This is a genomic window from Streptomyces sp. NPDC012508 (genome assembly GCF_042902595.1).
Taxonomy (GTDB): domain Bacteria; phylum Actinomycetota; class Actinomycetes; order Streptomycetales; family Streptomycetaceae; genus Streptomyces.
Map to the genome: position 1 here is coordinate 287,937 of NZ_JBIBEO010000002.1, position 12,178 is coordinate 300,114.

A 12,178-nucleotide genomic window follows, 5' to 3' on the forward strand; every position below is an offset into this window, starting at 1 on the left:
CCCAGGAGCGACTGGTCCGATGGTCCTCGACCTGATTGTGATCGGTACGGCCATCACACTGGGGCCTTTGCACAACAGCGCCTTCATCCTGCTGCTCTCCTCGCGGCGCGGCGTTCGTCAGGGTCTCGCGTTCCTGTTGTCGTGGCTGGCCAACCTGGTCGCGGTGATCGCCCTCGTGGTGCTGCTGACCGGCGGTCAGCCCCCAGCCCGTCACACCGCGCCCTCGACCGCCGCGATCGCCGCGAAACTCGCCATCGGCGTGGCACTGGTCCTGTACGGCGTGTACCGGCACCGCCGGCCGCCCCGCCCGCACGGCCCGCCCCGCTGGGCCGCCCGGATCGACAACGCGTCCACGGTCACCGCAGCCGGTCTGGCGTGGCTTCTGCAGCCCTGGGGCCTGGTCGGCGCCGGCGCCGCGACCGCCCTCGACGCGGACCTCTCCACCCTGACGGACTGGCTCGCGCTGACCGGCTACTGCCTGCTGGCCACACTCAGCCTCATCGTCATGGAGATGTACGCGGTCTGGGCGCCCACGGTCGCGAACGCCCGCTTGAACGCCCTTCGGAGCTGGCTGGAGGAGCACCAGGAACAACTGGTGGTCACACTCTCCCTGCTGATCGGCGTGTGGCTGACGGCACGGAGCATCTACGAACTGGTCGCCTGACGCGGACAGCCCGCCCGGAATCGGCGCTCGCGAGGCAGAGGGCGAAGCCCCGGGTACTGGCGGATCCGCCGTAGCGCAGACGCATCTGTTCGCCGTCATTCGATCGCGGCGCCTGACAGCGAACCCAGTCGTTCAGGCTCCCTTGTCAGCGAACCTGGTCGCTCTTCGGCCCGATGCCTTTGATCCTGGTCGGAGTTCCGTCCGGGGCGTATGAGTGGTGGAAGGTGAAGGCGCGCGGCGCGGAGCCGTGGTCGTGGAGGTGTTCCAGCCTGGAAACCCCGTCCTGCCAGGTCGGTATCACGCCGTCGGAGACCCACCAGCACACGTAATTCGGGTGGCCCGTCCTCTCGAACCAGTCGTAGCGCCTGTTCAGCGCCTCACGGTGCAGACCGGTGTAGATGGCGTCGAAGGCGGGCCGCAGGTCGGTCCAGAGTGAGAGTGTCGCGGCCAGGGCGGTGGTTTCCACCGTACGGCCCTTGCCGTACCAGGTCGGTACGGCGAAGTCTCCCCATGCACCCCAGTCCGCCTCGAAGAGCATGCCCCGGTCACCGTCCGGCGCTTCGGCACGCGCGAGGTATCCGGGGTGCTGACTGATCTTCCGGTAGACGGCCTCACCGATGTCGTAGAACTCGCTTGTGAGAGGTGCGGCATCGGCGAGAGGTGACTTCAGGACGCCGAATGTGTACAGCACAAGATGGGGCATGCGTCTCTCCCTGGATGAGGGTGCCTGGAACGGACCCGGTTCGGTGCCTCGGGCATGGGGGGCGAGGATTCCTGAGGCGTGACCAACCGACCCATTCCGTCGCGGGGGGGGCTCAGCCTGAGGGAACTCCTGTGCGACCGTGGGCGATCGCCGAAGACGAGGTGAAGGTAGCTGCCTCCGCGGGCCCTGTCGAAGTTGCGTTTTCCCTGTCCAAGTGGCCTCTTGCACAGGTCATTTACCCGGTCCGGGGCGACGACGGGTGAGGTGGTGCTACACGCCGCGGGTGGACACCGCTCCAACGCATGCATCGCCCCGGGAGACAAGGCTGCATTTGGACACCGTGCGCGCGGCTGGCGTGGCCGGTTCGCCCAGGCGGACCTGCCCAGGCTCCAAGACCGTTGCCGACCGGCTCACCGCGGCGTTCCCGAACAGGGTCATGGTCCACACTCCCGTGTGCGCCTCCTGGCGATGCCGTGGCGGTAGCGAGGGTCGGCAGGTCTGGTCTGCGTACAGCAGTCCTGCCAGGCCCTGGCGCTCGTCTCTCCATCGCTCGGGCGGGGACGGCCGTCGTGTCCAGGCCTCGGGCGGTCGATGGCGTACTGCTCTCTCACCGGCGGGGTGGGCCCGAGTGACGCTGTTCGTCACGCAGTCGCGGGGCTGCTCCCTGCGGCAGAGGCATAAAACGGTATCCATGGTGGTTGTCGGATAGCGTCATGTGAGTCGGCGTCGCCGGATCTCAGGGAAGGACATTCATGCCACTCGAAGGTGTATACGAGCCCAGTCCGTCGAAGTGGGTGCGGAATCAGGTCGAGCTGTACGAATCGTCAGGTGGTACCAAGGGAACGACGATGCGAGGCCTTCCGGTCGTGCTGGTGACGAGTGTCGGCGCGAGGAGCGGCAAGCTCCGTAAGACTCCGCTCATGCGGGTGGAGCACGAGGGGGCCTATGCGCTCGTCGCGTCGAACGGCGGCGCACTGAAGCATCCCGTCTGGTTCCACAACCTGGTCGCCTTCGCTCAGATCGAGCTGCGCGACGGCCAGGACGTCTGGGACATGAAAGCCCGCCTGGTCACTGGCGAAGAGCGGCAAGCGTGGTGGGAGCGGGCCGTGGACGCCTTCCCTGACTACGCGGACTACCAGCGCAAGACCGATCGGGAGATTCCCGTCTTCGTCGTCGAGCGGATCGAACAGACCTGACTCGATCGAGTCCGTTGGGTGCATGCCGTACGCCTGCGCCTACGGTGTCCGTTTCCCTCAGGCCGCAGGTGGCCCAGGCGGTCTACCGCCGGCAAGAGCCGGACGACCAGGGCAGCACGGCTGCATGGCCCTTCCACCGTGTCCTCCGCCACCCATGGAATGCTGGCGCGCAGAGCTCGTCACACGCACCGGCTGACGGCTGTAGACCGTGGCGCCGGCGGCCGACTCCAGGCGGCGCCAACAGGTCTGTCCGGAGGCGGCCGGCGGATCCGCCGGCTCCATCGCATCGGCCTCGGCCTGCACCTGGTGCTCCGCCGCCCTGGGGGTCTGCTCCGCCCGTACCTTCGCGGTCCCCGGCCTGACCCCGGCCGCTTCTAGAGTGATCCACATGCCGTTCCCCGTACATGCCCTCGCCCACCGGCCGCTGACAGCTGAGGCCGTCGCGGAACTCCTGGAGCTTCCAACCGCTCCGCACGTCCCGGAGAACTTCGACGCGGTCGACACCGTGGTGCAGCAGCGGGGATGGCGCTGGGAGCACGAGCTGGTCTGCGAGTCGTTCCGCACCGCACAGGGGCACGTGCTGTGCAGCGACGGCATGAGCCCGTTCGGACGCACGGACGCACGGACCTTTCTCGTCTTCGCAGAGCTCTACCCCGTCGACCCGGACGACGAGAGCGTGGTCAACGAATCGTGGCTGCTCGGCCTTGTCGACGACTGGCAGCGGCAGCCCGGTTGGACAGGTCACCGGCCCTGCACCGACCACGACTGCGAGACCGTACTCGCCGACGCCGCACAGGCGGTCACGGCTCACCTCGGCACAGCCCCGGAGCGAACAGTCCTCTCCTCCGCAGCCGTGGTCACCGGTCCCCCACTGACGCACCGGATCTGGCGCACCTCCACCCACGCCCTGGTGCTCGGACCCCATGCCGACAACGGCCCCTACGGCCTCCTCACCCATCTGCAACTCTCCTGCACACCACTCAGCTGCGGGCCCGACCTGCCACCCGCAGACGATGAAGACGCCCTCGCCGGATGGATCACCGCACACGTCGACTGGTGAAGGGCGCGACCGCCACGCGCCGAAGACCGGCCCCGACTCCGCCCCTTTCCGCACACGCGTACTGCCTCGCAGTAGTCGTGTGCGGTCCCGGGTCGTGCGGTCGGCGCCGGGTTCCTGAGTATCTCTGTCAGGGCGGAGAGGCTGGGGGTCCCCGTAGCCGGCTTCCACGGCTCGCTTCAGCAAGTCAAAGGCCAGGTGCGTCTTCTCGGGGCGCGGGCGGACCGCGAACCTCTCCTTCGGGTTCAGGGTTCTTGCGGGCGCGGGAGGGGCGGGGTGTGCTGAGCGGGGGATGTCACGCCCAGGACGAAGGAGTGGCCGGCCGGGTCGGTGTAGCGGCGTAGGTCCGTGCGCCGGTCGGTCCGGGTGCCATCGCGTACGGCCGCCACGGGCCGTGCGCCGAGCGAGACCGCCTCGCGCTCCGCCTCGTCGAGGGCGTCCGGGGCCACGAGGATGTGCAGATGCGCCTGCTGGGAGTCCTCGGGGCGGGGCCAGCTCGGTGGCGCCTGTCCGAGGTCACGCCGGATTCCCAGCACGACACCGGAACGGCCGGAGACGAGCAGAAGGTCCGGGTCGCCTCCGGCGGGCTCCACGGTGGCGCCCAGCAAGGTCGCGTAGAACCGCGCGAGAGGTTCGGGGTCGGTGGAGTCGAGGACGAGGACACTGGTCTTGGGCACAGTCATGTATCCCGTCTGCCCTGCGCGTCCGCTGCCAAGCTCGCCCGCCCCGCGGGAAGCCGTTCTGCCGACGGCCGCCGGTCTGCGTGGGGATTCACGCTCACTTGGCGCAACGCATCAGCTCGGTGAGGTCTGGCCGTGTGACCCGAACGGCCATGTCGGCGTGGCAGTACACGCGGTGAGAGCAGGATGGGACACGCTTCCCCGCTCGCCCACACGCAGGAGAGGTCCCCATGCTCGAACGCAAGCAGCACAAGAACCGTACTGACATCACCTTCGTGCTTCCCGCCGACAGCCCGCCCGGGCCGGTGAGCGTCGTGGGTGACTTCAACGGCTGGGATCCGTACGCCCACCCTCTCCAGATCCGGGAGAACCGGACGCGGGCCGTAACGGTCGCGCTACCCCGAAGGACAAGCCACTCCTTCCGCTACCTGGCGGCCGGCGACTACTGGTTCAACGACGAAGCAGCCGACGGCTGGGAGGGCCCCAACAGCCGTCTGCACACCTGAACCCGGCACTCGGCATCCGTCACGCCGCCACCCGCCACCTGTCACCCGTCACCCGCCACCCGTCACCCGTCACCCGTCGCCCGTCGCCCGTCACCCGTCACCCGTCACCCATCCCGGAACGGCAGGCAGCACCTCACCGGCGCCTGCCGAGGACATCGCCGTCCCGCACCATCGTCACTCCGTCCGATCCCCTGCGTCCCTCTCCCCCTCCCCCCGGAGAGTCCGGTCGCGCCCTCGTGACGGCGGCCAGCGCAGCGAGGGGTGCCCCTATGTCACCCGTCAAGGGAAACAGGGCTGCGCTGGGTCCGGGGGACGGGCAACATTGCGGGGTGGCCGACCTGCTGTGGGAGGACGTGAAGTGCTTCCTCGACCCTGGCTTGATGGGGTCGTTGCCGGACGTACGTGTCCCGGATGCCTCAGTGGAGGACTGGCAGGCGGTCCTCGATCTTGTCGCGGATCGGGGCTGGAAGTGCCAGTACTCCGAGGGAGAGACGGTGCTTCCGATGCCCCGGGCAGAAGTCGTTCTGACCCGTCCGGCGGATGCCGAGTGCCCGGACCTGCGAGTCTGGCCGACTGCGGATGTGTTGGCGATCTTCCGTTTTCACGCCACCGATGAAGTCGACTTCGACGTCGACCTGCGGGAGTTGCAGGGCCAGGAGCGACTCGATGTGCTCTGCGACTTCCTCCAAGAGATCGGCAGGCGGCTGGGCAAGCCGGTGCTGTTGGACCCGGAAGGCGACTCCGGCCATCCGGTGCTTGGCTTCGATGTCGAGGCCGATCGAGTCGTTCTCCTCGCAGACCCGCCGGTCAGGTGACTGTGGCCAGCGGCTGCGGTTCGTAGAGAGTTCCGTCCCGGAGCATCGCGAACAGGTCGTCGGCCCGGCGCCGGGCGAGGCAGAGCAGAGCCTGAGTGTGGTGCTTCCCTTGGGCGATCTTCCTGTCGTAGTAGGCCCGCGCTGCCGGGTCTCCCAGGGAGGCCCGTGCTTGACCTGGAGTTTCGCGAACAGTTCGCAGCACTGGGTTCGGTGTTGGGCAGACGCTTGTCGAGCGCCTTCTTCCCGTCCCGGTGTGACGGCGGCGGCGTGGTGTTCGACAAGGGCCTGCCTCATACCGAGCCCAAGCTCAGAGAGCTGTTCGCGCCGACTGGTCACGCTGTTACGGCCGAAGGCCCCGAGGATGGCCGAGCGGCTGGTCGACGACATCTTCACCGCCCTGGACGGGCAGACCGTCACCGTTCCAGGAACCGAGGCAAACGGGCCAACTCCTTCTCCGCGTTCGCGGCCCTGGGTGACCCGCCATCGCGGGCGTACTACGACAGGAAGATCGCCCAGGGTAAGCACCACACTCAGGCTCTGCTCTATCTCGCCCGGCGCCGGGCAGATGTTCTCTTCGCGATGCTCCGCGACGGCACCTTCCACGAACCGCAGCCGGTCCGGGCCGTCGCTCCGCAGGCCTAGACCATGGTCAGGAGGTGATCCGTGGGGCCGTAGTCGATCTTCCAGTCGGCATAGACCCCACAGAATCCGTCCTTGATGCACCGCAGGCCCACGGTTACCCAGCGGACCGGTCCGTCGTCGCCGAGTGAGAACGCGACCGCGGCCTCGAACTCCTCGCTCCCGCAGGGGCAGCCACCCGCACCGGGCTCGTCGTCCTCCCAGGACTCCTCGTTCCAGTACTCCTCGCTATCCGCGATGAACGCGCGGCTGCCGCAGCCAGAGCACTCTCGTTCCGCCCCAGACGCATTGACCAGCACGAAGAACACCTGGCCACCGCACCCACACACGGAAGGAGCGATCTTCACCGGGCGGCCGTCAAGCGCACCCCGGAGGAACCCCGCGAGCTCCGCGGGGACACCCTCATCAACCTGATCGTCAGCATGCACGGACACATCGTTCCAGACGCCCTGGAATCGCACCCGACCAGCTTGACCAAAGAGATACGGACCCCCGCGCCGGAAGGACACGGGCCCTCTACGCAGCGGGGTTCAGTTCGGCTTGGCCGAACAGCAGGGCGTAGCCGGTGGGGAGTTGGTGGAGGATGCGGGTCATCAGGTCGGGGCCTGCCTGGGCGGCGACGGCGGAGAAGACGGATCCGGTGTCCCAGCGGGTGGTGGCCAGGGAGGCGCCGGTGCGGGTGGCGAGGTCCTTGACGAAGGCCCAGCCGGTCAGGGGCTGCGTGTCGGGGATCTGTGCGGTCAGTGCGCGTGCCGCCTCCACGGGCAGGCAGGCGGCCAGGTCGACGCGTTCGTCGCCGGTCAGTTGACGTCCCAGCCCCGCCAGGACCAGGCGCATGGCTTCGTCGGCTCGCTCGCGGGTGGGGTAAGCGCCTTCGTAGCGGACCTTCTCCAGCATCTGCTCGTACGCCGCCGAGTACGGCTGCTGCTCAAGCGGTACGCGCACGTCGGTGATCACTGCGGTGCATGCCTTTCGTGGAGTCGGAGTGGAGTGGTGCTGGTATGTGGCACCGAGGTACTGGTCAGGTGGGCTGGGGGCGGCCGAAGAGGAGGTCGTAGCCGGCGGGGAGCTGGAGCAGGATCTGCCCCAGCAGGTCGTCGCCGGCCGCGTCGGCGACCGTGGACAGCACGGCGCTGACGTCCCAGGTCGCGGTCTGCTCGGTGGCGCCCTCGATCCAGGCTGCGGTCGCCCGGACGAACCGCGCCGGGGGCAGCGGCTCGGCGCTCTGCAGCGGATTGAGGAGGATCAGGGCGAAGCCCTCCGGCAGACGTGCCGCAAGCCGGGCGCGGACTTCGCCGACCAGGTGCGCGCCGAGCAGGGCCAGCACCACACGGGCCGCACGCTCGGCTTCCTCCGAAGTGCCGTACTCACCGCGCTCCTTCACGTGGTCGAGGAACGCTTCGCGTCGCAGAGTCATCTCGGCCGCCACCCTTCTTCTTCGGACTGCCCACGGGGTGCGGAGGCGGGGTGAGGGGGAGATCAGGTGCCCGTCCTCCGCACCTGTCCGGCCGGTGTCAGCCGGAGATCTCCTTGTGGCGGGATCCGACGCCGATGGAGATCTTGCGGGGCTTGGCGCGCTCGGCGATCGGGATACGCAGGGTGAGCACGCCCGCGTCGTAGTCGGCCTTGATGTGCTCGGTGTCGAGGGTGTCGGCGAGCACGATCTGGCGGGAGAAGGCGCCCAGCGGCCGCTCGGACAGTTCCATCTGCACGTCGTCGGCCTTCGCCACCGGCCGTCGCTCCGCCTTGACCGTCAGCATGTTCCGCTCGACGTCGATATCGATCGCGTCCGCGGTGACGCCGGGAAGGTCGAAGGCCACCACGTACTCGTCGCCCTCACGGTAGGCGTCCATCGGCATCGCCGACGGCTTGGACCACGTACCAGGGCCCATCAGCTGCTGCGCCAGCCGATCCAGCTCACGGAAGGGGTCAGTGCGCATCAACATCGTGAAACACCTCCAGCGGGTTAGGGCAGTTGCTGCCAATGCGCCTCACTGACTCCTGTTGTAGCATGTCATCCGATGGATGACAAACACGATGTCGTCGATGGGATGACAGCCCGAAGGAGGTGTCCGTGACCCCGGCCGACCAGCCGTCCCCGTCCAGCACCGACGCCGACAGCCCGGTGTCGTTCCTTGCCGCAGCGGCGGCCCTGCAGGCCATAGACGACGCCCTGCGTACAGCCCAGCACGAGAACTCCTACACCCCCGACGCTCCCGGCCCCGGCCCGGAGCAGGCCCTGGCCTCCCTGATGCTGCTGCGGCAGGTCCGCGAGCAGCTCGCCGGATGGGAGACCGGCCTGATCGAAACCGCCCGGGATGCGGGCGCCAGCTGGGCCGACCTCGCCGACCCCCTGGGAGTCGCCAGCCGCCAGGCCGCGGAGCGCCGCTATCTGCGCGGCCGTCCCGGCGCCGCCGGGACCACCGGCGAGCAGCGCGTCCAGGCCACCCGCCAGGCCCGGGCCGCCGAACGGAGCACCGCCACCTGGGCCCGCCGCAACGCGGCCGACCTGCGCCGCCTGGCCGGCCAGATCACCGCCCTCACCGACCTGCCCGCCGCGGCCCGCCACCCGCTCAGCGAGCTGCACGCCGCCCTCGCCCACGACGATCCGGCCGACCTCATCGCGCCTCTGACCGCCGCCCGCCCCCACCTGACCGCCGACCATCCCGACCTCGCCGCCCGACTCGACACACTCACCCCTCCGTAGGGCTCGTCGTCACCGCGTCGGCCATCAGCAATCTGACAACACACGGGCGGGCGGGCGTTGTCGGTGGTGTCCGGTTTCGGGCGGCAGGTGAACGCCCGAGTCCGTCAGGCCGCTCCGTGGCGCGCTTGCGTGCGGGGCGGAGGGCGGCCGGTCAGGCCGCGAGGTCCGCGCGGCGGGCGTACCGCAGTCCGGCGAGGTCGGCGTGGTAGAGCTCGCCGTCGTCGTTGTCCGTGAGAGTCCCGCGCGCGGCCCCGCCGCCGCCCAGTCCGCGGAAGAACGCCCGCAACCAGTAGTACGGCTGGAGGGGCAGCCAGCACAGCCCGCACAGCCAGCGGTACACGGCGCGCCAGAATCCTGGACGCCCACCGTCGGCGGCACGGATCACCCGTATCCCGGCGACCAACTTGCCGGCGCTCGCCCGGAGCAGGGCCGTCAGGAGCACCTGATTGACGAACGAGACGCCCAGCAGCATGGCCAAGGCCATCAGGGGACGGCCCTCCTCGCCGCGCGCCAGCAGGTACGGACAGCCCACCGCGACAACGAGGTCCACTGTCACGGCGAGCCACCGCCGCCCCTCCCCCGCGGGCCCCGGCACACGTCGCGGTCCATGTCCGTAGGGCGATTGCTGCTGCCCGTTCGGGGTCTGCGGGGCGTACGCCTGACGGTACGGGGGCTGGGGGTGCGCCGACTGCTGCTGCGGGAACGGGGACTGCTGGTTGGGCCGGTGCTGCTGGCTCGGTTGGTACTGCGGTGGCGTGCTCATGCCCACATCATGCTGCCTCCGTTCGCCCTCGGGTCTACCGGGCCTCTGTGGGAGAAACACCAGGCAGGCTGCTCAGTGGGCGCCGGCTCTGCCTTCGGGAGAAAGTCGACAACCCTCATCTGGCGAGACAGCCGTTGGCCCACTTGGAGTCGCAGCGAATGGCGATCGGGCGCGGCGGCAAGCACACGATCCGGGCTCACGGATCTCGATGAGAGACAACGGCACTGGCGTGGCCGCGCTGTGTCAGGAAGTCGAGCGGATGCGCCCTCGTCGCGCCTCAGTTAGTAGACGGGGTTACTGAAGACGCCGCTCCCCCGCGTTCCGTCAGGATCGGAGGTCGGTGTCGATTCGGGGGCCGTACGAATGCTGAGCGGGGGAACTTCCGTTGCTCCGGGTGCGGATCGGGTAGGCGATTGATCGCGATTGGTCACACCCGGACGAGAGCTGCAAGGACAGGTTCGCTCATGCGCATCGATCTGACAGGACGTACCGCGCTGGTCACCGGCTCCACCCAGGGGATCGGCGCGGCCATCGCCACCGGTCTGGCCCGCGCGGGGGCTCGGGTCGGGGTCAACGGCCGGACCAGGGAACGGGTGGAACAGGCCGTCGCCGACATTCACCGCCAGGCCTCGGGCACAGCGCCAGTGCCGGTCGTCGCCGACGTCGCCACCGAGGAGGGCGCACGCCACGTCGCCGAGGCGCTGCCCGACGTGGACATCCTGGTGAACAGCCTCGGCATCTTCGGGCCGGCCGACCCGCTGGAGATCAGCGACGACGAGTGGCGCCGGTACTTCGAGGTGAACGTGCTGGCGGCGGTGCGGCTGATCCGCCAGTACCTGCCCGGCATGAGCGAGCGTGGATGGGGCCGGATCCAGAACATCGCCAGCGACTCGGCGGTGGTCATCCCCGCCGAGATGATCCACTACGGCATGTCCAAGACAGCTCTGCTGTCCGTCACGCGCGGCTTCGCCAAGCAGGCGGCCGGCACGGGTGTCACCGTCAACTCGGTGATCGCCGGACCTACGCACACCGGTGGCGTGGAGGACTTCGTGTACGAACTCGTCGACCGCGACCTGCCGTGGGACGAGGCGCAGCGCGCGTTCATGCGGGAGCACCGGCCGCAGTCGCTGGTGCAGAGGCTGATCGAACCCGAGGAGATCGCCAACATGGTCGTCTACCTCGCTTCCGACCAGGCTTCGGCCACCACCGGCGGCGCACTCCGAGTGGACGGCGGGTACGTGGATTCGATCCTGCCGTAGACCAGACCGTAGACCGTGGACAGACATCCATACCGGGCCGGGCGCTCCGAACTGCGTACCCGGTCCTGGAACGCCAGCCCGCTGGGGCTTGGTTGCGGGCTGGGCACGCGCGCCGTGGCCGCCGGCTCCGTCGGCGCGGGCCGCGTTGCGTGTTGTCTGTCGGGTAGCGTGACCTCTCCATTGCCAGGGCGTTGCACCAGGGCGGCACGTTCCGAGGCCCCGTCGACGGGGGCATGTGTGGCCGGACCCCGCCCCTGCCAGGGTCCGTAGAGCGAAAGGCAGCACCTGACCGTGACGGACCGGCTTGACCAGGAAATGCTCCAGCAGATCTACGCCCGTGGAGGCTCCGAGGCGGTGAAGCGCGCGCTGGAGGACTTCGCCCTCGTCGCCGGCGACGAGGACCTGGACGCTGCTGTCGATCAGGCGTGTGCCGTGATCGCCGCCGAAACGGCGCGCATCACGGCGGTGGCCGACCAGCGCGAAGCCAGGATCGCGGAACTCGAGGTGCAGGCACGGGCGCTCCAGGAAGAGATCGACGCCTCGCGGTCGACCTGACCTGGCGGGACGCTCGGGGAAAACCCGGTGCTCGACGCCGGCTCAGGCTGCAAGGCTGTACGCGTGACTGAGACGACCCCCTACGACGCCGATCGTGCCGGATTCACGCGCCAGGCGTTGGCTCGCCTGGTCCTCTGCGATCACGCCGTGGATCTCAGCGAGGGCGCCACGGCACTGGTCGCCACCGGAAACGACCCTGACACCGGTCCCGGTGGCCGGGTCAGCCAGGCTTTCCAGCTCATCGAGTTCGCGGAGCGCGCCCTTGTCTCGGCCGTCGTCTACGAGCGGGAGCGGGGCAGTTCTTGGGCGGAGATCGGCCAGTACATCGGCTTGAGGGCGGAGGAAGCGGAGGAGCGTTTCGCCGCGGACCTGGCCGCCTGGAGCACGGCTTTCGACATCCCGTACCAGCTCGACGACACCGGCCGTAAGCGGATACCCCAGCTGCCCACCGCGGCCTACGACCCCGCATGGGCCTGCACGCTGCTCGACGGCTGGGCCGTTCGACGGTTGACCCTCGTCAACGACGAACACCCCGTCAGCTCGGGTCTCGTCATGGGTGAGGACGAGTCGGCTCCGTAGCAGCTTTGCTGTCGGGCCGCCGGCCGGTCGCTCGCGGCATCGAAGCCGCGTACGG

Annotated in this window: 16 protein-coding genes and 2 pseudogenes; 10 read left to right on the forward strand and 8 right to left on the reverse strand. The window is 69.2% G+C overall.

Features of this window, described 5'->3' with window-relative positions:
- Positions 1 to 19: 19 nt before the first annotated feature.
- Positions 20 to 664, forward strand: a complete 645-nt coding sequence (locus ACFY8U_RS07300) for a GAP family protein (RefSeq protein ID WP_389566838.1) — start codon at positions 20 to 22, stop codon at positions 662 to 664.
- Positions 665 to 809: 145 nt separating this feature from the next.
- Here ACFY8U_RS07300 and ACFY8U_RS07305 read toward each other — a convergent pair whose 3' ends face one another.
- A complete protein-coding gene (locus tag ACFY8U_RS07305; RefSeq protein WP_389566840.1) occupies positions 810 to 1,367 on the reverse strand; it encodes a DUF3291 domain-containing protein in 558 nt (185 codons plus the stop codon).
- A 752-nt stretch (positions 1,368 to 2,119) separates the two neighbouring features.
- Here ACFY8U_RS07305 and ACFY8U_RS07310 point away from each other — a divergent pair.
- Positions 2,120 to 2,563: a nitroreductase family deazaflavin-dependent oxidoreductase gene (locus ACFY8U_RS07310; RefSeq protein ID WP_389566843.1), complete on the forward strand. Its 444-nt coding sequence runs from the start codon at positions 2,120 to 2,122 to the stop codon at positions 2,561 to 2,563.
- A gap of 388 nt (positions 2,564 to 2,951) precedes the next feature.
- Entirely contained in the window at positions 2,952 to 3,623 is a 672-nt protein-coding gene (locus tag ACFY8U_RS07315) for a hypothetical protein (protein ID WP_389566845.1), read from the forward strand.
- 242 nt (positions 3,624 to 3,865) lie between these two features.
- On the opposite strand, the gene ACFY8U_RS07320 is transcribed toward ACFY8U_RS07315, so the two are convergent.
- Positions 3,866 to 4,303 carry a VOC family protein gene (locus ACFY8U_RS07320; RefSeq protein ID WP_389566848.1) on the reverse strand — a complete coding sequence of 146 codons (438 nt, stop codon included), beginning with the start codon at positions 4,301 to 4,303 and terminating at the stop codon, positions 3,866 to 3,868.
- A 227-nt stretch (positions 4,304 to 4,530) separates the two neighbouring features.
- On the opposite strand from ACFY8U_RS07320, the gene ACFY8U_RS07325 reads away from it, so the two are divergent.
- A complete protein-coding gene (locus ACFY8U_RS07325; RefSeq protein WP_361608120.1) occupies positions 4,531 to 4,806 on the forward strand; it encodes an isoamylase early set domain-containing protein in 276 nt (91 codons plus the stop codon).
- Between the two features lie 329 nt (positions 4,807 to 5,135).
- Positions 5,136 to 5,621, forward strand: coding sequence for a hypothetical protein (locus ACFY8U_RS07330; protein ID WP_389566851.1), 486 nt, complete (start codon positions 5,136 to 5,138; stop codon positions 5,619 to 5,621).
- Here ACFY8U_RS07330 and ACFY8U_RS07335 read toward each other — a convergent pair.
- Positions 5,614 to 5,790: pseudogene (locus ACFY8U_RS07335) on the reverse strand (IS110 family transposase); the annotation flags it as partial. The gene ACFY8U_RS07330 and the pseudogene ACFY8U_RS07335 sit on opposite strands and share 8 nt — an antisense overlap.
- A 263-nt stretch (positions 5,791 to 6,053) precedes the next feature.
- Here ACFY8U_RS07335 and ACFY8U_RS07340 point away from each other — a divergent pair.
- Positions 6,054 to 6,263 (forward strand): annotated as a pseudogene (locus ACFY8U_RS07340) (IS110 family transposase); the annotation flags it as partial.
- Here the strand turns inward: ACFY8U_RS07340 and ACFY8U_RS07345 are convergent.
- From ACFY8U_RS07345 to ACFY8U_RS07360, 4 genes are all read right to left on the reverse strand, one after another.
- Positions 6,260 to 6,688, reverse strand: coding sequence for a hypothetical protein (locus tag ACFY8U_RS07345; protein ID WP_389566854.1), 429 nt, complete (start codon positions 6,686 to 6,688; stop codon positions 6,260 to 6,262). The pseudogene ACFY8U_RS07340 and the gene ACFY8U_RS07345 sit on opposite strands and share 4 nt — an antisense overlap.
- Positions 6,689 to 6,776: 88 nt before the next feature.
- On the reverse strand, positions 6,777 to 7,217 hold the full coding sequence (locus ACFY8U_RS07350; protein WP_389566857.1) for a DUF2267 domain-containing protein: 441 nt from the start codon (positions 7,215 to 7,217) through the stop codon (positions 6,777 to 6,779).
- A gap of 64 nt (positions 7,218 to 7,281) precedes the next feature.
- Positions 7,282 to 7,677 carry a DUF2267 domain-containing protein gene (locus tag ACFY8U_RS07355; protein WP_361608114.1) on the reverse strand — a complete coding sequence of 132 codons (396 nt, stop codon included), beginning with the start codon at positions 7,675 to 7,677 and terminating at the stop codon, positions 7,282 to 7,284.
- Between the two features lie 97 nt (positions 7,678 to 7,774).
- Positions 7,775 to 8,206 (reverse strand): Hsp20/alpha crystallin family protein, encoded by a 432-nt coding sequence (locus ACFY8U_RS07360; RefSeq protein WP_361608111.1) that lies wholly within the window; start codon positions 8,204 to 8,206, stop codon positions 7,775 to 7,777.
- 128 nt (positions 8,207 to 8,334) lie between these two features.
- Here ACFY8U_RS07360 and ACFY8U_RS07365 point away from each other — a divergent pair, with 128 nt between their 5' ends.
- Positions 8,335 to 8,967, forward strand: coding sequence for a type III effector protein (locus tag ACFY8U_RS07365; protein ID WP_389566860.1), 633 nt, complete (start codon positions 8,335 to 8,337; stop codon positions 8,965 to 8,967).
- 151 nt (positions 8,968 to 9,118) lie between these two features.
- Here ACFY8U_RS07365 and ACFY8U_RS07370 read toward each other — a convergent pair whose 3' ends face one another.
- Positions 9,119 to 9,730: an RDD family protein gene (locus ACFY8U_RS07370; protein WP_389566863.1), complete on the reverse strand. Its 612-nt coding sequence runs from the start codon at positions 9,728 to 9,730 to the stop codon at positions 9,119 to 9,121.
- Positions 9,731 to 10,194: 464 nt separating this feature from the next.
- On the opposite strand from ACFY8U_RS07370, the gene ACFY8U_RS07375 reads away from it, so the two are divergent.
- From ACFY8U_RS07375 to ACFY8U_RS07385, 3 genes are all read left to right on the forward strand, one after another.
- Entirely contained in the window at positions 10,195 to 10,989 is a 795-nt protein-coding gene (locus ACFY8U_RS07375; protein ID WP_389566866.1) for an SDR family NAD(P)-dependent oxidoreductase, read from the forward strand.
- Between the two features lie 291 nt (positions 10,990 to 11,280).
- Positions 11,281 to 11,544 carry a hypothetical protein gene (locus tag ACFY8U_RS07380; RefSeq protein WP_389566869.1) on the forward strand — a complete coding sequence of 88 codons (264 nt, stop codon included), beginning with the start codon at positions 11,281 to 11,283 and terminating at the stop codon, positions 11,542 to 11,544.
- Positions 11,545 to 11,607: 63 nt separating this feature from the next.
- Positions 11,608 to 12,123 carry a hypothetical protein gene (locus ACFY8U_RS07385; RefSeq protein ID WP_389566872.1) on the forward strand — a complete coding sequence of 172 codons (516 nt, stop codon included), beginning with the start codon at positions 11,608 to 11,610 and terminating at the stop codon, positions 12,121 to 12,123.
- Positions 12,124 to 12,178 lie beyond the last annotated feature (55 nt).